The organism is Micromonospora aridisoli, assembly GCF_056150025.1.
Map to the genome: position 1 here is coordinate 83,108 of NZ_JAXCFK010000006.1, position 18,669 is coordinate 101,776.

General features: G+C 72.9%; 16 protein-coding genes. 9 read left to right on the plus strand and 7 right to left on the minus strand.

The annotated features are described in order from the left end of the window. Positions 1–14: 14 nt before the first annotated feature. The 3 genes from SM447_RS14785 (at position 15) to SM447_RS14795 (ending at position 2,922) form a co-directional block, all read left to right on the plus strand. Positions 15–719 carry a cytidine deaminase gene (locus SM447_RS14785; protein ID WP_474573363.1) on the plus strand — a complete coding sequence of 235 codons (705 nt, stop codon included), beginning with the start codon at positions 15–17 and terminating at the stop codon, positions 717–719. 135 nt (positions 720–854) lie between these two features. Beyond that, positions 855–2,135, plus strand: coding sequence for a thymidine phosphorylase (locus tag SM447_RS14790; RefSeq protein ID WP_474573364.1), 1,281 nt, complete (start codon positions 855–857; stop codon positions 2,133–2,135). 106 nt (positions 2,136–2,241) lie between these two features. Beyond that, positions 2,242–2,922 carry a DUF4272 domain-containing protein gene (locus SM447_RS14795; protein WP_474573365.1) on the plus strand — a complete coding sequence of 227 codons (681 nt, stop codon included), beginning with the start codon at positions 2,242–2,244 and terminating at the stop codon, positions 2,920–2,922. Between the two features lie 12 nt (positions 2,923–2,934). On the opposite strand, the gene SM447_RS14800 is transcribed toward SM447_RS14795, so the two are convergent. Beyond that, complete coding sequence (locus SM447_RS14800) at positions 2,935–3,834, minus strand: putative RNA methyltransferase (RefSeq protein ID WP_474573597.1); 900 nt, start codon at positions 3,832–3,834, stop codon at positions 2,935–2,937. A 111-nt stretch (positions 3,835–3,945) separates the two neighbouring features. Between SM447_RS14800 and SM447_RS14805 the strand changes: the two genes are divergently transcribed. Then, a complete protein-coding gene (locus SM447_RS14805) occupies positions 3,946–5,025 on the plus strand; it encodes an adenosine deaminase (protein WP_474573366.1) in 1,080 nt (359 codons plus the stop codon). A gap of 18 nt (positions 5,026–5,043) precedes the next feature. Here SM447_RS14805 and SM447_RS14810 read toward each other — a convergent pair whose 3' ends face one another. Next, positions 5,044–5,385 carry a hypothetical protein gene (locus tag SM447_RS14810; RefSeq protein WP_474573367.1) on the minus strand — a complete coding sequence of 114 codons (342 nt, stop codon included), beginning with the start codon at positions 5,383–5,385 and terminating at the stop codon, positions 5,044–5,046. A gap of 460 nt (positions 5,386–5,845) precedes the next feature. Here SM447_RS14810 and SM447_RS14815 point away from each other — a divergent pair, with 460 nt between their 5' ends. The 4 genes from SM447_RS14815 (at position 5,846) to SM447_RS14830 (ending at position 10,802) form a co-directional block, all read left to right on the plus strand. Beyond that, positions 5,846–9,328, plus strand: coding sequence for a sensor histidine kinase (locus SM447_RS14815; RefSeq protein ID WP_474573368.1), 3,483 nt, complete (start codon positions 5,846–5,848; stop codon positions 9,326–9,328). After that, entirely contained in the window at positions 9,325–9,729 is a 405-nt protein-coding gene (locus tag SM447_RS14820; RefSeq protein WP_013731521.1) for a roadblock/LC7 domain-containing protein, read from the plus strand. The genes SM447_RS14815 and SM447_RS14820 overlap by 4 nt, the downstream gene beginning before the upstream one ends. A gap of 100 nt (positions 9,730–9,829) precedes the next feature. Next, positions 9,830–10,207 carry a DUF742 domain-containing protein gene (locus SM447_RS14825; RefSeq protein WP_091634396.1) on the plus strand — a complete coding sequence of 126 codons (378 nt, stop codon included), beginning with the start codon at positions 9,830–9,832 and terminating at the stop codon, positions 10,205–10,207. Position 10,208: 1 nt separating this feature from the next. Next, positions 10,209–10,802, plus strand: coding sequence for a GTP-binding protein (locus SM447_RS14830; RefSeq protein ID WP_088969745.1), 594 nt, complete (start codon positions 10,209–10,211; stop codon positions 10,800–10,802). Between the two features lie 99 nt (positions 10,803–10,901). Here SM447_RS14830 and SM447_RS14835 read toward each other — a convergent pair whose 3' ends face one another. The 3 genes from SM447_RS14835 to SM447_RS14845 all read right to left on the minus strand — a co-directional run bounded on the left by SM447_RS14835 (position 10,902) and on the right by SM447_RS14845 (position 15,620). Next, positions 10,902–12,092, minus strand: coding sequence for an ABC transporter substrate-binding protein (locus SM447_RS14835; protein ID WP_474573369.1), 1,191 nt, complete (start codon positions 12,090–12,092; stop codon positions 10,902–10,904). Positions 12,093–12,295: 203 nt separating this feature from the next. Then, on the minus strand, positions 12,296–14,641 hold the full coding sequence (locus SM447_RS14840; RefSeq protein ID WP_474573370.1) for a transposase: 2,346 nt from the start codon (positions 14,639–14,641) through the stop codon (positions 12,296–12,298). A 40-nt stretch (positions 14,642–14,681) separates the two neighbouring features. Beyond that, positions 14,682–15,620 carry a DNA primase gene (locus SM447_RS14845; RefSeq protein ID WP_474573371.1) on the minus strand — a complete coding sequence of 313 codons (939 nt, stop codon included), beginning with the start codon at positions 15,618–15,620 and terminating at the stop codon, positions 14,682–14,684. A gap of 147 nt (positions 15,621–15,767) precedes the next feature. Between SM447_RS14845 and SM447_RS14850 the strand changes: the two genes are divergently transcribed. Next, positions 15,768–16,109, plus strand: coding sequence for a PadR family transcriptional regulator (locus tag SM447_RS14850; protein WP_474573372.1), 342 nt, complete (start codon positions 15,768–15,770; stop codon positions 16,107–16,109). Between the two features lie 3 nt (positions 16,110–16,112). Here the strand turns inward: SM447_RS14850 and SM447_RS14855 are convergent, their stop codons facing one another. Together SM447_RS14855 and cydC are read right to left on the minus strand one after the other, a co-directional pair. Further along, positions 16,113–16,784: a permease prefix domain 1-containing protein gene (locus SM447_RS14855; RefSeq protein WP_474573373.1), complete on the minus strand. Its 672-nt coding sequence runs from the start codon at positions 16,782–16,784 to the stop codon at positions 16,113–16,115. Between the two features lie 66 nt (positions 16,785–16,850). After that, positions 16,851–18,665, minus strand: a complete 1,815-nt coding sequence (gene cydC, locus SM447_RS14860; protein WP_474573374.1) for a thiol reductant ABC exporter subunit CydC — start codon at positions 18,663–18,665, stop codon at positions 16,851–16,853. Between the last annotated feature and the right edge of the window lie 4 nt (positions 18,666–18,669).

Below are 18,669 nucleotides of genomic sequence, written 5' to 3' on the forward strand. Positions count from 1 at the left end.
AGGGGGAGCGGACCATGGAGATCGACTGGGAGCGGCTGCGGAACGCCGCCACCGAGGTGATGCGGCACGCGTACGTGCCGTACTCGAAGTTCCCGGTGGGAGCGGCGGCACTGGTCGACGACGGACGGGTCGTGGTCGGTTGCAACGTCGAGAACGCCGCGTACGGCGTGGTGCTCTGCGCCGAGTGCGGGGTGGTCTCCTCGCTGCACGCCACCGGCGGTGGTCGGATCGTCGCGTTGTCCTGCGTCGACGCCACCGGTGAGCCGTTGATGCCATGTGGGCGCTGCCGGCAGCTGCTGTGGGAGCAGGGCGGGCCGGAGTGCCTCATCGAGGCCAAGGGCGGCCCGTTGCGGATGGCCGAGCTGCTGCCGCACGCCTTCGACGTGGCGGACATCGAGGCGGTCACCGGGGAGCGGCCGGTGCCGGTGGTTCCCGACCGGCTGGCCGCGTGGCGCGGGCGGGGCACCGTCTTCGTGCACCCCGACCTCTCCGCCGGGCAGCAGGTGTGGACGGCCTACTGGGAGCGTTCTGCCGGCGACGACGCGGGCGCCGAGACCGGGGTGCTGGAGGAGGGGCCGAGCTGGGAAGAGCCGGCGGAGGCGATCGGCTGGGGGTTGGCGCGTACGCCCCGGGTGGTGGTGGTCGACGCGTCCGGCACGATCTTCTGGGCCGGTGAGGGTGAGCCGCCGGCGGAGATCCCGGTTCGCTGGGGCGGTTGAGCTTGGGGGATGGGCCGACCGTACCCGGCTCCGGGCGGTCAGGCTTGATCCCTCCGCCGGGCACGGTCGGCCCATCCCCTCGGTGGGCGCGCTGGGCGAACCGGTATCGCCATTCGACTAGGAAAGATCGATCTGATGAGTGCTTTTGCGGCGGTTGATGTTATTCGGGTGAAGCGGGACGGCGGGGTGTTGTCCGACGCGCAGATCGACTGGGTGGTGGACGCGTACACCCGGGGGGCGGTGGCCGACGAGCAGATGTCGGCGCTGGCCATGGCGATCCTGCTGAACGGGATGACCGGTCCGGAGATCGCGCGGTGGACGGCTGCGATGATCGCCAGCGGCGAGCGGCTCGACCTTTCGTCGGTGGCCCGGCCGACCGTCGACAAGCACTCGACCGGCGGGGTCGGTGACAAGATCACCCTGCCGCTCACCCCGCTGGTCGCGGCCTGCGGGGCAGCGGTTCCACAGCTCTCCGGGCGCGGGCTCGGGCACACCGGCGGCACGCTGGACAAGCTGGAGTCGATCCCGGGCTGGCGGGCGGCGTTGAGCAACGAGGAGTTCATCGGCCAACTGCGCGACGTCGGCGCGGTGATCTGCGCCGCCGGGTCGGGCCTGGCTCCGGCCGACCGCAAGCTGTACGCGCTGCGCGACGTCACCGGCACCGTCGAGGCCATTCCGCTGATCGCCAGCTCGATCATGAGCAAGAAGATCGCCGAGGGAACCGGCGCGTTGGTGCTGGACGTGAAGGTGGGTTCCGGCGCGTTCATGAAGTCGGTCGACGACGCCCGGGAACTGGCCCGGACCATGGTGGAGCTGGGCGGCGCGCACGGGGTGAAGACCGTCGCCCTGCTCACCGACATGTCGACCCCCCTCGGACGGGCCATCGGCAACGGCATCGAAGTGACCGAGTCGGTGGAGGTGCTCGCCGGTGGCGGGCCCGCCGACGTGGTGGAGCTGACCCTGGCGCTGGCCCGGGAGATGCTCGACGCGGCCGGCCTCCCCGACGCGGATCCCGCCGCCGCGCTCGCCGACGGGCGGGCCATGGACGTGTGGCGGTCGATGATCCGGGCGCAGGGTGGGGATCCGGACGCGCGGATGCCCACCGCGCCGGAGGTCGAGGTGGTCCGCGCCGACACGGACGGTCACGTCGCGGCGGTCGACGCGTACGCCATGGGGGTGGCCGCGTGGCGGCTCGGCGCGGGTCGGGCTCGCAAGGAGGACCCGGTGAGCGTGCCGGCCGGGGTGTTGCTGCACAAGCGTCCGGGCGACCCGGTACGCGTCGGGGAGCCCCTCTACGAGCTGCGGGCCGAGCGGGCCGAGTTGATCCCGGCGGCGCTGGCGGAGGCCGCCCGGGCGGTGACCGTCGCCGCCCGACCGCCGGCCGTCCGACCGCTCGTGATCGAACGCGTCGAGTGACGAAACCCTGGCCCGGCCCATGGTGCCGGAGCGTGAGGGCCGCTATTCTCCCAGGCCAGGGGGGACTGTCGGCGCCGAGACATCGTTATCAGACAGGGATGTTGCCGTGATCGTGCCTGCCCCTGACCCCCGCGAGGTGCGTGAGGCGAGCCTGGAGGAGCTGTCCCGGTTGCGGCTGCCCCTGCCGCCACCCCAGTTTCCGCTGGTCTGGGAGCCAGGAGACGACATCGAGCTACGGCCGACGGCGGAGATCGAGGCCCGTATCGCGGTGTTGCACCTGATCCTGGCGCGCTGCTTCGGGATGCCACCCCAGGCCGCGATGAGCTGGCTGCTCGCCTCGCATCTGGTGGAGATGGTCACTCCGCCGGAGTTCCAGTTCGTCACCGGGGCCAAGGGCGACCACCGCTCCTTCGTGCTGCACCATGACGCCCTGTTCTCGCTGGCCTGGGTGCTGGGCCTGACCAAGCAACTGGATCCGACCATGCCGACCGACGACCGGCTGGTGGAGCGGCTGCCCCACATTGCCGAGGGGGAGACCTTCCGGCAGTGGCGCTCGCGGATCCTGGCCGCGCCACAGCATCCGGCGGACGCGGCGGCCCTGCTCGATCTGCACTACTGCCTGGACTGGGCGTACCTGGAGGTGAGCCGCGCCGGGCGGGCACTGCCGGGTCTGGTGGACGCCAACGCGATCGGCCAGCGGCGGTGGGCGCTGGAGTGGGCGGTGATCCTGCGCGGGCCGTACCACGACGAGCCCCCGGGCTGGGAAGAGGTCGACCTCTCCACCTAGCTCAGCTAACGGTCAGCGTGGCCGGTGGACGCCGAGGCGTACCGCCACGGTCACCCGGACCGGTTCGCCCAGCGCGGCGATGCGATCGGCCAGACCCGCCTGGTCGGTGTGCCAGGCGCTCGGACCCATGCCCACCAGCGTGCTGACCTCCGAGTCGGTCAAGGTCAGCTCCTGCCGGTGCACGGTGGTCGACTCCTCGGTGAAGTGTCCACCGAGGCTGGCGGCGATCCGCTCGGCCTTGGCCGGGTCGACCCGGAGCAGGCTCAGCGGGTCGACCAGTTCGGCGAGATGGTCGGCGGCCGGGGTCACCACCAGCAGCCGTCCGGCCGGGTCGAGGACCCGGCGGAACTCGGCGCCGTTGCGGGGTGCGAAGACGTTCAGCAGCACCGCCGCCGAGGCGTCCGCCAGTGGTAGCCGCCGCCAGGTGTCGGCGAGGGCCGCCGTCATCCGGGGGTGCGCCCGCGCGGCCCGGCGCAGGGCCGGCTTGGAAACGTCCAGGGCGAGACCGGTCGCCTGGGGAAGCGCCGTCAGCACCGCCGCCAGGTGCCGGCCCGTGCCGGCGCCGGCATCCACCACCAGTGGGTACCCGCCGACGCCGGTCGCGAGGCTCGGGGCGCCGGCGGCTGCGGTTCGGGGCCCGGTGCCCAGGGCGAGGCGGGCCGCGTCGGCCAGTGCGGCGGAGATCAGGTCGTAGTGGCCGGCGGCCAGGAAGTCCGCCCGGGCGACGACCATCTCGGCGCTGTCCCCGGCGTGCCGAGTGCGGCCGGCGAGCAGGTTGACGTAGCCCTGTCGGGCGATGTCGAAGCTGTGCCGGCGAGGGCAGCACAGGGCCCGGGCGTCACCGGTGACCGCCTCGGCGAGCGGCTCGCGGCAGACGGGGCAACGCAACCGCTCCACCACCCGGGGGTCCATCACGGCTGTCTCACACGTCGAGTCTAGGTAGGTGTCCGGCCGGGTCCACGGTCGGCGGTCGGACGTCGCGGACTAGGGTCGGAGCATGGGTTGCGAGCAGGACGAGCGGCGATGAGCACGGGCATCGGGTACGAGGACATCGTCAGGGCGCCGAAGGCGCTGCTGCACGACCACCTGGACGGCGGCCTGCGGCCCGCGACGATCGTCGACCTGGCCGCGGAGGTCGGTCATGAGCTGCCCACCACCGATCCCGCCGAGTTGGGGCGCTGGTTCGCGGCGGCCGCCGACTCGGGCTCCCTGGAGCGCTACCTGGAGACCTTCGCCCACACCGTCGCCGTGATGCAGACCGCTTCCGCCCTGCGCCGAGTGGCCCGGGAGTGTGCTCTGGACCTGGCCGCCGACGGGGTGGTCTACGCCGAGGTGCGGTTCGCTCCGGAGCAGCACCTGGAAAAGGACCTGACCCTCGACGAGGTGGTCGAGGCGGTGCTGGCCGGATTCGTCGAGGGCAGCACGCTCGCCGCCGAGGCCGGTACCCCGATCAGGGTCGGCACACTGCTCACCGCCATGCGGCACGCGGCCCGGTCACAGGAGATCGCCGAGTTGGCCGTACGGCACCGCGATCACGGTGTGGTGGGCTTCGACATCGCGGGCGCGGAGGCCGGCTTCCCGCCCACCCGCCACCTGGACGCCTTCGAGTACCTCCAGCGGGAGAACTTCCACTTCACGATCCATGCCGGCGAGGCGTTCGGGCTGCCCTCCATCTGGCAGGCGATCCAGTGGTGCGGGGCAGATCGGCTCGGCCACGGCGTCCGCATCGTCGACGACATCACCCCCGGACCTCGGCCGCAGCTCGGGCGGCTGGCCGCCTACGTTCGGGACAAGCGGATCCCGCTCGAGCTGTGTCCGTCGTCGAACGTGCAGACCGGGGCCGCCCCGTCCATCGCGGAGCACCCGATCGGGCTGCTGCGGGACCTGCGCTTCCGGGTCACCGTCAACACCGACAACCGGTTGATGAGCGGCACCTCGATGTCCCGGGAGATGGCCCTGCTGGTCGACGCGTTCGGCTACGGCTGGCGGGAACTCCAGTGGTTCACGATCAACGCGATGAAGTCCGCCTTCATCCCGTTCGACGAGCGGCTCCGGATCATCGACGAGGTGATCAAGCCGGCGTACGCCAAGTTGCTGGGCTGAGCGCGGGCTCGCCGATGCTCAGGCCGTCGGCGGGTGGCCGGCAGCCATCAGACCGGCCACCCGGCGCAGCACGTCCCGACCCCGGGCCGCCTCCGCGCCGAGCCCGGTCTGCCGACGCAGCACGGCCGGCTCGGCACGCAGCAGCGCCACGCCCCGGGTCAGCAGCACGCGTGGGCCCTTGCGCTGCTCGGTGAGGTCCCGGGCCAGGCGGCGGAGGAAGGTGGCGCTGCGCGGCCGGCGCAGGGCGTACGCCCCGGCGAGGAACCCGCGTCGACGGCACTCCTCGACGATCTCCGCGGCGAAGATCCCTTCGGCGACGAAAAGTGGCGAACTGGTCAGCTCGAAGCGCCGAGTGGCCACCCGCCGGTCCTCATTGATCGCATACACGGGCACGTCCGCCCGCCCGTGGCGGGCCAATTGGCCAATGACCTCGATCGCCGCTTCGGCGTCCCACGAACCGGGCGACTCCCAATCGATCTGACCGTTCCGTCTCGGTAACGTTGGGTCATCGCCGTCCTTGTAGAAATCGTCCAAACAGAGCACTGGCAGCCCAGTTTGTCGCGCTATATACGACTTTCCGGAGCCGGAAGGGCCAGCTAGAAGGACGACTCGGTGCGGGTTGATCATTACTTTAAGTAACTCCGAACAGACGGACCGCGATCAAATTGCATCAACATCTCATCACACCTTCGGCTGGGGCCAACCTGGGCTTTCTCTTTCCGGAGCGGCGTGATGGAATCTCGGATGGTCCGACCCGCCGGGTCGGCTGCTGGGCGTTGTCCGGGGGCAACGCGGACGCTGCAATCACGAGGGCGGTGACGTGAGCAAACGGCCGAAGACGGCAGGTTCCCTCCTGTCGCGTCTACGCCGGCCGGCAGGTCGGCTCCGCGACATGCCGATCTGGTCCAAGCTCGGTCTCATCATGATCGTGCCGACCATCGCCACGGTCGTCGTGGGTACCAGTGGTCTGATCGACCACATGGAGTCCCTCAACGACGCCAACCGCGCCGGCGACCTCGCCGAGCTCATCGGGCACTCCGGTGAGCTGGTGGACGGTCTTCAGGACGAGCGGACCGCGGCCGTACTGCTGCTCGGCCTGGATCCGCAGCAGGCCGCCTCGCCGGCGAAGGAGGCGGCTTCCACCCGTTACAACGAGGTCTCGGCGCGGGTGGACCGGGACAAGGCCCCCTACTCGCAGCAGCGGGCGGAGCTGTCCGACCTGCCCACCAGCCTTCAGGGCCTGCTCTCCCAGATCGACGAGCGCCTCGGTGACCTGCCGGGCACCCGCAGCCAGGTGCTCAACGGCAAGTTCCGGATCACCGACGCGCTCCAGTCCTACGACGAGCTGATCAACCAGCTGCTCACCGTCCGGGACTCGGCCAGCCAGCTCGCCGGTGACAATGACCTGAGCGACCGGATGCGGGCCGCCGCCGCCGTGGCCCGGGAAAAGGAGTGGCTCTCCGTCCGCCGGGTGGTGGTCCATCGGGCGCTGATCCTGAACGGCATGAGCTCGACCCTGCGGACCGACTACATCTCCAGCGAGACCGGTCAGCAGCAGGCGCAGCAGAGCTTCAACGCCGTCGCCACCGAGGAAGAGGCGGAGTTCCACGCCCAGACCATCGGCGGCGGTGACCGCCGGCAGGCGACGATCTACATCAGCCAGGTCAACGCCGACAACTCGCAGAACCTCGCCGGCATCTCGTTCACCCCCGAGCAGTGGGACGCGGCGCTGGTCGCCAACGGCAAGCTGATCCGCTCGGTGGAGCAGAAGTTCGACTCCGACGTGGTGACCCAGGCCGGCGAACTCCGCTCCGACGTGCAGCGCACGGTGTTCCTGGAGACCGGCCTGCTGCTCACGATGTTGCTGCTGGCCATCTTCCTGGCGTTCCTGGTGGCCCGCTCGATGGCCCGTTCGCTGCGTGAGTTGCGCCAGGGCGCGCTCTCCATCGCCCAGTACGGGCTGCCCCAGGCCGTGGCCCGGCTGCGTGACCCGCAGGTCACCGGGCAGCTCTCGCCGGTGCAGCTGGCCAACCAGATCGCCGAACCCCTGCCGGTCCGCAGCAAGGACGAGTTCGGCCAGGTGACCGAGGCGTTCAACGCCGTCCACCTGGAGGCGGTCCGCACCGCCGCCGAGCAGGCGGCCCTGCGGGCGTCGGTCGCGACCATGTTCGTCAACCTGGCCCGCCGGTCCCAGATCCTGGTCGACCGGTTGATCGGTCACCTTGACCGGCTGGAGCGCGGCGAGGAGGACCCGGACCGGTTGGCCGAGCTCTTCCAGCTCGACCACCTCGCCACCCGGATGCGCCGCAACGACGAGAACCTGCTGGTTCTCGCCGGTGCCGACTCGACCCGTGTGCAGCGGGAGCCGGCCGCGCTGATCGACGTGCTGCGGGCCGCCCAGTCCGAGGTCGAGCACTACACCCGGATCGAGTTCGGAGTGATCGACCGGGACATCGAGGTCGCCGCGCACGCGGTCAACGACCTCGTGCACCTCGTCGCCGAGCTGTTCGACAACGCGACCGCCTTCTCGCCGCCGGACTCGCAGGTGCTGGTCGAGGCCCGCCGGGTCGGCGATCGTGCCTCGCTGTACGTGGAGGACCGGGGTATCGGCATCAGCGGCGAGCAGCTGGCCGACCTCAACGAGCGGCTGGCCACGCCGCCACAGGTGGACGTCGCCGTCTCCCGGATGATGGGCCTGGTCGTGGTCGCCCGCCTGGCCTCCCGGCACGGCGTCAAGGTCGAGCTGCGGCCCGGCAGCGACCGGGGGACCGTCGCCGAGGTGACGCTGCCGCCGACCGTGCTGGTGCCTCGGGCGCTGTCCGGCCGTGGGCAGCAGGCTGCGGCACTGCCGCCCGCGGCGACCCCGTCGTCCGGGCCGACCCCGGCGTTCGGCGCGCTGGCCGCGCTCGGCACCGGCGCTCCCACGCCGTCCGTGCCACCCTCGCGTACCCCGGGTGGATCGGGTAACCAGGTCACCCTCGGCGGGCGGCCCTTCGACCCGGCCAGCCGTAACGGTTCCGGCCCGCCGGCCGTCGTGGGCGGCGCAGGCAACCTGCCCGCCTGGTCGGACCTCACCGGTGCCAGCGGCACCGGCGGCAACGGCAACGGCAACGGCTACGGCTCGCTGACGTCCAACGGACACCAGATCGACCCGCTGCCGCAGCGCCGATCCACCGACGAGCCGGGCGGCCAGCCGCCCGCCATCCCGCGTCAGCTGCCGAGCAGCCCCGAGGCCCGGCCGTACGCGCCGCCGGCCGTGTCGGCTCCGCCGGTGCCTCCGGTTTCGTCGCCACCGGTCTCCGGCACGCCGTACTCCGCCCCGCCGGTTTCAGCGGCCCCGGTCTCCGGCCACCCGGTGTCGGCCTCACCCGTCTCCGGCTCGCCGGTGTCGACGCCGCCCGCCGGTCCGCTGCCGCAGCGGCCCGTCTCGGCGGTACCCACCGCCGGTGCGGCCTCGGCACCCCCGGCATGGCCGCCGGTGGCCGGGGAACCGGCCGCGCCGCCGGTGCCCGAGCGGCTGGCCGCCGCTCTGGACATGACCACCGAGCTGCCTCGGGTGCAACGCCAGACCCCGGCCGCGCGGCCGGCCCCGGCGCAGCACCAGCCGACCACGCCCACGCCGCCGCAGGCGCAGAACCGGCAGCGGTACGCCGACGAGACGATGGAGCTGCCGATCTTCCGGGAGCTGGAGTCGGCGTGGTTCCGTACCCGCCGCCCGGGTCCGGAGGAGTCGGCCGGCGCACGTCAGTCGGCGACCGCCGGTGCGACGACCCAGCAGCTCTCCACGGTCGACGTCGCGAATCGGCCCGTCCAGCAGACCCAGACCGGGACGACAGGTAACGCACCAATGGCACAGACTCCGACGGCGGCGGGCACGTCCGGCGGGAACGGCGCGGCAGCGGGCGGCGGACGCCGTCCCGGGGCTGCCGACAGCACGCCCCCGCAGCGCCCGACGCCACAGGAGAACATCTGGCAGACCGCGGCCGACGACGGTTGGCGGGCGGCCTCCGCCGCCAGCCAGGCGCCGGTGGTCGGCACCACCGAGACCGGGCTGCCGAAGCGCACGCCGATGGCGCAGCTCGTGCCGGGGGCGGTGGAGAAGCCGACCACCTCGGTGCAGCGCCGCAACCCGGAATCGGTACGCGGTCTGCTCTCCGCCTACCACCGGGGTGTCCAGCGGGGACGTAGTCACCCCTCGGACAGCAACCCGACCGGCCCGGAGGGAACTCCGGGCGGGCAGCAATCCTCGCAGTCTGGCTCTGGCCCGGTGGCCGGGAGCGGGCAGAAGGAGCAAGAAGGATGACTAGTACGCAGGATCTCGGTTGGCTGCTGGCCAACTTCGCCGATCGGGTGCCCGGTGTCGCGCATGCTGTCGCCGTCTCCGCGGACGGCCTGCTCCTGGCGTCGTCACGAGACCTTCCGCGGGACCGGGCGGACCAGCTGGCGGCGATCGCCTCCGGTCTGGTCAGCCTGACCCAGGGTGCGGCCCGCTGCTTCGAGGGAGGCGCCGTGCTGCAGACCGTGGTCGAGATGGACAATGGCTTCCTGTTCCTGATGTCGATTTCCGACGGCTCGTCGTTCGCGGTGCTCGCGGCGCGCAGTTGCGACGTGGGACAGGTCGGGTACGAGATGGCCCTGCTCGTCGACCGGGTGGGCGACGCACTGACCCCGCAGCCGCGTACGGCTGTGGGGATGATGGGCTGATCGTCGCGCCAGCCGGTGGGGCAGGCGGGGCGACAACACTGCATACGACGGGTTGCACCGGTGGGAACCGGTGCCGGGTACGAAGGAGGTGAGCGGCGACATGGCTGATCGTGACGAGCCGACGGGCGCATTGGTCCGTCCATATGCCGTGACCCGCGGTCGTACCCGTCCCCGCCTCGACATCGCCCTGGAGGCGCTGGTCGAGACGACGGTGCGCGGTCGGGCCGCTGCCACTGGCAATGGTGGCCAAGGCCGTGAGCACCAGTACATCGCCGCGCTGTGTGACGGACGCGTGCAGTCTCTCGCCGAGATCGCGGCGCGAATGCAGCTTCCGCTCGGCGTGGCCCGGGTGCTCATCGCCGACATGGCGACGGACGGCCTGGTCGCGGTCCACGAGCCGACCATCCTGGACGACTCGGACGACGCGGTGGGCACTGAACTGCTGGAGAGGGTGCTGAGTGGACTTCGCAGGCTCTGACATGTCGCACCGCCCGCCGACCCCGAGCGGGCGCGTGACGTCGGCGAAGATCGTTATCGCCGGTGGATTCGGCGTCGGCAAGACGACGCTGGTCGGCTCGGTCTCGGAGATCACGCCGCTGACCACCGAGGCCATCATGACCTCCGCCGGGGTCGGCGTCGACGACACCCGGCAGGTGCCGGGTAAGACGACGACCACGGTGGCCATGGACTTCGGCCGTATCTCGATCGACCGCGACCTGATCCTGTACCTGTTCGGTACGCCGGGTCAGACCCGCTTCTGGTTCATGTGGGATGAACTGGTCCGGGGCGCGATCGGCGCGGTCGTGCTGGTGGACACTCGTCGGCTGGCCGACTGCTTCGCGGCGATCGACTTCTTCGAGCACCGGCGGCTGCCGTACCTGGTGGCCATCAACTGCTTCGACGGGATGCAGTACCACGACCCGCAGGACGTTCGGGAGGCGCTCGCCATCTCCAGCGACGTGCCGGTGGTGGCCTGCGACGCCCGTAACCGGGAGTCGACGAAGCACGTGCTGATCTCGCTGGTCGAGTACGTGCTCACGATGCGTCGCTCCCGGGCCGTCGCGCCCGCCTGACGAGCGTTCCGACGCCCGGTGGCGGCTACCGCCGACACCGGGCGTCGGTTGCTGGCCGGAGCACAGAAGTGGGCGCCCCCCCAGGGGCGCCCACTGTCGTCAGCTGAGCCGGTTCCAGGCCCCACCGTCGACGCGGTACACGCCGAGCGAGTGGCGTTCCATCCCGCTGTGCCGGATGGGCGTGAACGAGTACATCCCGGCCATACCGTCGGTGACCTGGTTCTGCAGGTACGCCCGCAACCGCCCACGGTCCACACTGTCGGCCAACCGGGCCGCCGTGCTGATCAGCAGCAGCGCGTCCGAGGCGTACGGGGCGAAGCCGCGGTAGGCGCCGTGCTGGCGGATGTACGCCGAGACGAGATCGCGGTAGGCGCGCCCGGCGGCGCTGCTGTTGGCGATGGTGGAGCCGCCCAGCGAGGACGGGTGGACCGCGTACGAACCCTCGACGGCCGGCAGGTTCGGCCCGTCCAGGGTCTCCTCGGCCACCGCCCCGGCGTCGAAGAACAGCTCACCGTCGTGTCCGGCGGCGCGTAGCGCCCGTGCGGCGACTCCGGAGTTGGGGGCGGTGGCCCAGACCACCACACCGTCCGCGCGGGCCGCCACGGCCTGTTCTGCGGCGCGGGCCGCGCCGGTCCTGGTGGCGGGCAGCCGTACGGTGCGGGCCAGGCCCACCCCCGCAGTGCGCAGTGCCCCGGTCATGGCCCGCACGCCGGAGTCGCCGTGCAGTCCCTCCTCGGCCAGCAGCACCACGCTGCGCAGGCCTTCGGCGTCAATGAGCTGAGCGAGCCGCCGGGCCACGTCACCGGCGTCCGGGGTGACCTTGTAGATGAACGCCCGTTGGGCGAGCGGCACGGCGATGGAGTCGCCGAACGCCAGCGAGACGAACGGCAGCCGCAGCTTCTGCGCCACCCCGATGACGGACATCGAGGTCTCCGCCAGGGTCGCCCCGAGCAGTGCGTGCACATCGTCGCGGCGGCCCAGTTCGGTCGCCTGCTGGGCCGCCAGCCGGGGATCGCTGCGGTTGTCCAGCACCTCGACGCGTACCGTCCGGCGGAGGTTGCCGACCGCCACACCCTTCTCGTTGAGGGCCGCCGCGCTGATCTCCAGCGCGCGCTGCTGAACCACGCCCAGCGCCGCGCCCGGGCCGCTCAGCTCCAGCGTGGCGCCGACGACCAGCTCGTGACCGGGGGTGGGCCGGGTGACGACGTCCTCCCGCCCGTCCCCGCGCCCGCAGGCGCCCAGCAGGAGAGTGCCCGCCGCCGCGGCCAGTACGCCACGTCGGGTGATCACGGATGGGCCGGTTACCGGTGTCGCCATGAGTCGCCTTCCCGCCCGGCGACCTGCCGCCGGCTGTTCCCGCGGGTATGCTCCCGGCCTCGCCGACCCGACGTCAAATTATTCGGGTGTGGGCAGAAACACGCAGGTGAGAGGCCCTATGGGAGCGGTTCGGCGGCGCTTCAACCGCCTGTCGACGGCCTCCACGGCGACGGTGGTCAGGAGCGGTAGCCGGCGGAACGGTACTCGTACTCCCGGTCGTCGTCGCGGTCGCCGGTGTCGCGGCTGAAGTCCCAGCCGCCGGCGGACTCCCGCCCGGGGCGCCCGCCGACCGCGAACCCACCGATCTCCTGCCCCCGGCGCCAGCCGCGGAAATAGCCGGTGGTGTTCTCGGCCAGGCTGGCGGCGTCCCGCACTATCCGCAGCGGACGCTCCTCGCGCAACGGCGAGCCGGGCACCAGATTGGCCTGCGGTACGCGCTTGGGCAGCCCTGCCGTCGTCTCGGCACCCACCGCGGGGCGGGCGGCCTGTTCGGCGGCCTGCCAGCCGCTGTCCGCCGTGGTCGACCAGTCCAGGTCGGCCTCCTCGCCGTGCCCCACGAACCAGGCGGAGCGGGCCTGCGCGAAGATCAGCAGGTCCCCGTCACCCTCGTCGGAGACCGGTGGCGGCCGGTGCTCGACCGGCGGCGCCGGCCGGCGGGCCGGCGGGAGTTCCAGCCGCTCGGCCTCCCGGTTGCCGCGTTCCGGGCCACCCCGGTCGACGAGCCGTAGCGACGGCGTCTCCGGCGGCTGCTCCGTCCCGTTGCGCAACGCACGGTCGGCCAGCGGTGGTGGCTCGACCAGCCGCAGCACGGGTGGCTCCGGTGGCAGGTCGTCGGCGAGCCACGGCGGGGTCACCCGGCGGTCCGCGCCGTGGTCGGTGGGGGTCTCCGGGGCACTGCGCCGGCCACGCTCCTCGTACGAGCCGACGACCGGGTTGCGCGCCGAGGTGTCGGCCGGATTCTCCGGGTTGTTGACCAGCGGCCAGTTGGAGCGGGACCCGGGAGGAGCGGTCTTCTCCTGCTCCGGGCGGGGCGTCGGCACCGGGACACTGAGGTCGGTGGCGCTGAAACCGCCGGTCGGGGCCGGTTGTTCGCCGTTGGTCTTCGGGCGCGGCGGAATGACGGTGCGCTGACGCTCGGCGCGCGCACTGTTGATCGCGGCGGTGGTGAGGGTCGGCCGGAACGGCTCACCCGCGTCGGCGGGCGGGATCGACCCGCGCTGGGCCGGCGCGATCGGGGTGATCCCGGGCGGCGGCGGAGGCGGTGCGGAGATCGGCCGGTTCGTGGGCGCGTCACCGCGTGACGGCAGTGACTCGCCCCGCGACGGTGCGGCAGGTTGACCGGCGAGGGCGGCCGGCGTCACCGGGGCGGGAGCGACCGGCGGCGGAGCCACCGGTGCCGGAGCCACCGGTGGTGGCCCGAGGGGCCGTGGGGAGGGCGGCAGGGCACCGCCCGGCACCGGCTCCGGCCGGCTGCGGCGGCCGCCGGTGGGCTCGGGCCGGTCGGGACGCACCGAACGCAGACCGGTCGCGGTGCCGGGGGCGGTCGTGGACAGCTCGCCGACCTGCTCGCCGCGTCGTGCGGCGGCCCGCCGGCCGGACGCCTGCACCGGCCCGGCGGTGCGGGCACGCAATGCGTCCACAAGCGCCTCACAGCCCACGTTGCAGGCCCGCACCGAGGCGACCGTCTGCCGGATGGTCTCCGCGGCGGCGGAGGTGAGGGCCCGGTTGACCGTGGCGCGCCGGGGAGTCTCGGAGATGGCGACGCGCAGCGCGGTGACCGCCTCGTCGATCGCCTCCGCGTCGCCCACGCCCTCCGCGGCGAGCTGTGCGGTGACGGCGTCCGCCGTGACGGCGGCGTCGCGACCCCGCCCGGCCGCGTCGGTGAGCATGCCCGGCTCGGGCAGCGCGTCCAACACGGCCAGCGGGATCGGCTCGGCCGGGTCGGGGTAGGCGCGCAGTGCGGCCGGGTAGAGCTCACGGAGCACCTCGCGCAGCGCGACCGCGGCCGAGTGCCGTCCACTGGTCAGCGCGGCGTGCGCGGCGAGGACCTGCTTGTACCCGGCGAGATCACGGGGGGCCGGCAGGGTCACCGCCGACAGTGCCCCCGCCTGTAGCGAACGGGCGAGACCGATGGCGCGCCGGACGGCCGGCGGTGACTGCATCTCCTCCAGCGAGTCGTCGTCGGCGAACCGTTCGGCGAAGTCGTCGACCGAGTCGTCGTCGGCGATCGCCAGCGGGCGACCGGCGGCAATGAGCAGAGAGGTGATCGTGTGGTCGTCGCTGTCGGCGGCAATCGCCGCACCGCTCGGCCCGCCTGAGCGCTCCACGAGCAGCGTGACCAGCCGGGCGTAACCCGTCGGGTCGTCGCCGATCTCGCAGACATGCAGCAGACGGCCTGCGTCGTCGACCACCGCGGACGTCAGCGCCGAGCCGGCCGAGACCGGTCGGTCGGCCGGGTCCGCCGAGGTCAGACCGCAGTACACGCGCACGAGCGCCACGGCGTCGTCCTCCTCCCGGAACACAGGGCTTTCTCTGCCAGAGACTGATGCTCCCTGGTGCGGGTCAGTCGCGCCAGTCCACGACCGCAGAGATCTTCCCGACAATGGTCCGCCAACCCAGACTTGCGGTTTGTGCCCCGATTTTCTTCAGCCTACGCCGTCCCATGAAGCCGCCGATGCCGCCGCCGACCGAGGCCCGCAGAGCCTCGTCCAGATCGTCGAGACTGGAGCCGGAGGAGAGCATGTCCAGCACCGCGGGCAACCGCAGGGCGTACGCGAGGTCACGGGCGACCTCGCCGGCCTCGATGAGCAGCGTGGAATCCCAGGCGTCGTGCCCGCCACGGAGGTTCTCCACCACGAGGTCGAGCTCGTAGACGTCCTCGTCCAGCGGCGCGATGTCGGCCGGTTCCACCCGTTCGGACAGTTCATCCCAACTGTCCAGCTGAGACAGGTCGTTGGGTGCGCCGGAACGGACGAAACTGACCAGGGACTCGGGCGTCTTGAACAGCAGCAGCCGGCCCCGGTGGCTCAGGAAGACCGGCACCTCCTCGTCGCCCGCCTCGTCGGCCGTGGCCTCGTCGGCGTCGTCCTTCCCGTCGGCGGTGGCGTCGCCGTCCCGCGCCCGCTTCTCGTCGTCCTCGCTATCGGCGAATTCCCGGGCGACCTCCTCGTCGAGGATGACGACGTCGCCCTCCTCGTCCTCCTCGGCCTCGACGACCTGCCGGCGGGCGAGGAACGGGTCGTCGGCGTCACGCTCGGCCACGTCGGTCGGCGTCAGCTCGTTGGCGGGCCGGTACGCCCGCAGGGTGAAGCCGGTGCCGGCCGGCAGGGCGATCTCCACCGGGTCGATCCGCAGCTCGTCCCAGAGCGCGCGGTTCGCGGCCTCCGCCGGGGCGGCGTCGGGCACGGAGTCGGCCGGCTCGGCGTCCGACTCGATGGTGCCGGTCGTGTCATCGAGCTCGGGCTCGTCGGCGTCCGGCCGTTGGGGCGACTGGCGGGCCACGGTGACCTCCGTGTGCGTCGGGCTACCACCCGCCGGCGCTGCTGCCGGTGAGTGACTCTGGGCACATACCCTAGTTGGCTGCGCTCGGTAACCGCTGGCCGCACCCCGGTGGCGTCATCGGGCGGCTAACAAGTAGCGTTTCTACGTATGAACGCCCAGGCGCTGCACGGACACCTCGACGCCCTGCTCCTGGCCGTGCTGGAGCGGGGGGCCAGGCACGGCTACGCCATCATCGAGGCCCTGCGGGCGCGTAGCGACGGTCGCCTCGACCTGCCCACCGGAACGGTGTACCCGGCGTTGCGGCGACTTGAGCGCGCCGGCCTCGTGGCCAGCGCGTGGAGCACCGTCAACGGGCGGGAACGGCGGACCTACGAACTCACCGACGCCGGGCATCGGGCGCTGGCCGACCAGCGCTCCGGGTGGCGCGAGTTCAGCGCGACGGTCGGCCGTTTCCTGGACCCCGGCAGCGCACCCACCACGGCGGGCTGAGCGTCAGCGGGTGGCCAGCAGCCAGGTGCGGGCGGCGCTGCCCAGCCAGACGTGGGCCGCGGTACCGGCGACCATGCCGACGATCATCGGCGGCCAGGTGAGGGCCGCGTCCCACAGCAGGATCGACCAGGTGAACAAACCCGCCCCGGCCAACGCCCCCAGGACGGCGGTCCCGGTCAGCGCGGCACCCACGCTGCGCGCCACGCTGGTCAGCGCGGGACGCGCCGACCGGGCGGTGGCCGTGACCAGCACCAGCCCGACCAGGCCGAGCAGGAACGCCCCCGCCCAGATCCACTCCACCGACTGCGACAACAGCAGGTAACCGGCGGGTGGTCGCGGGCCGGTGCTCCAGCTCGACCCGCGCCAGGTCAGGTCGCCGGCGATCGAGGCGGTCGCGGCGAACGCGACCACCCGTAGGGACAGCCCACGCAGCGCGGCCACCGCCAGCTCGGCCTGGTAGGCCGGGGCCAGCTGATCCGGCGTACCGAAATCGGCGACCGCCTGCCGCGACGCCGCACCAGGGGACAGGCCGCTGTCCCGGTACGCCTCGACGGCGTCGAGCAGCCCGTGACGTGCCTCGGTCATCAGGTCGGCCCGCAGCCGGCGCGGTCCACGCAGTCGACCGGCGAGCTGCCGCAGGTGTTCCTCGACCAACACGTCGTCCCTGACCGGCATGGCCCAACCCTGCCATGTCGGGCAGGGCGACGGCCTCCGGGAGATCCCCGAGGCGGCTCCGACCGATCAGCCCGACACCGCGAGGTAGCCGTGCTCGGCGGCCTGCTGCAACACCCACTGCTCGCGGTACCAGCCGGGCGTCGCCACCAGCTCGGCGTGCCGGCCCCGCTGCACGACCCGGCCGGCCTCCAGCACCAGAATCTCGTCCAGTTCGGCGAGGCCGCTGAGCCGGTGGGTGATCAGCAGTACCGAGTGCCCGGCAGGGGTCGCGGCCAGGACGGTGGCCAGCACCTGGTCGGCGGCGACCGGGTCGAGACCCTCCGTCGGCTCGTCGAGCACCAGTACGCCGGGCGCGGCGAGCAGGGCGCGGGCCAGGGCGAGCCGCTGCCGTTGACCACCCGAGAGCTGCCCGCCCTCCTCGCCGACCACCGTGTCCCAGCCCTCCGGCTGGGCCCGTACCCAATCCGCCAGCCCCGCGGCCGAGGCGGCCGCGACCAACGCGTCCTCGTCCGCGGCGGGACGGCCGAGCAGCAGGTTGTCCCGGACGGTGGCGTGGAACACGTACGCCTCGGCGAGCAGCCCGCCGACGAGCCGGGGCAGTTCCTCCGGCGGATACGCCGAGACGTCCCGTCCAGCCAGGGTCACCCGGCCGGCGACGGGGGAGACCGCGCCGGTCAGGACCGCGGCCAGGGTGCTCTTGCCGGCTCCGCTCGGCCCGACGACCGCCACCCGCCGACCGGGTGGCAGATCGAGGTCGAAGCCGTCGAGTGCGGCCGGAGCGCCGGTCCGGTACCGCACCGTCACGCCCTCGAACCGCACCGCCGGTGCCGACTCGGCGGTCCCCCCGTCGGCGGGGACGGCGACGGTGTCACGCCGGCCAGGGGTGCCAGCCGTGGGCCGGCCGGCGGAGGTCCCGGCGACGACCCCGGAGCCGGCGTCGGTCGGTTCCAGGAGCTGGGCGACCCGCGTCAGGCCGGACCGCAGCCCGGTCCACTGCCGGGCGACGCCGACCAGGGCCAGCGCGATCTCGATGGCGGCGAGCGTGCCGACGGCCAGGACGCCGACCAGCACCCCGTCCACGCCCGCCCGGAGGGCCACGAGCACCACCGCGCCGGCGGTCAACCCGGCCACCAGCACTCCGGCGGCGTCGACGGCGAAGCCGAGCGCGGCGAGCCGTCGCTCCAGCCGGGCCAGGCGCCGGGCCCGCCGATCGGCCGCCGCCAGCGCGTTCCCCGTCGCACCGAAGGCGGCCAGGTCGGCAGCGCCGTGGGTGAGGTCGACCGCGTCGGTGGCGAGCGCGCCGCGCAGCGGCGCCACCTCCGCGCTCGCCCGTCGGGTCAGCACGGTCGCCAGCGTCGGTAGGGCCACGGCGGCCACCAGCAGGCCGGCGGCGAGCGCGAACGCGGCCGGCAACGAGACGAGCGCGGTCAGACTGACGGCCAGCACGCTCACCAGCCCGGCCGCGGCGGCCGGCACGACCACCCGCAGCAGCAGGTCCTGCACCGCCTCCACGTCGGAGACGAGCCGGCTCAACGCGTCCCCGCTTCGCGGTGGGGCGCCGCGCCGGGCGGCCAGGGTGTCGAAGACCCGCGTCCGGACGTCGGTGACCAGGCGGAGCACCGCGTCGTGTCCGGCCAGGCGCTCGGTGTACCGCAGGACGCCCCGGCTGACCGCCAGCGCTCGTACCGCCACGATCGCCACGGTGAGCCGATCCAGCGGCGGCTGACCGGCGGCGGTCATCAGCAGCCAGGTCGCGGTCGCCATCAGGGCCAGCCCGGCGAACTCGGTGGCCGCGGCGAGCAACCCGGCACCGATCAGGCGCTTCAGGTAGGGCCGGGCGAGCCGCAGCACGATCAGCTCGGGCGGACGTCCGCTGCTCATCGCG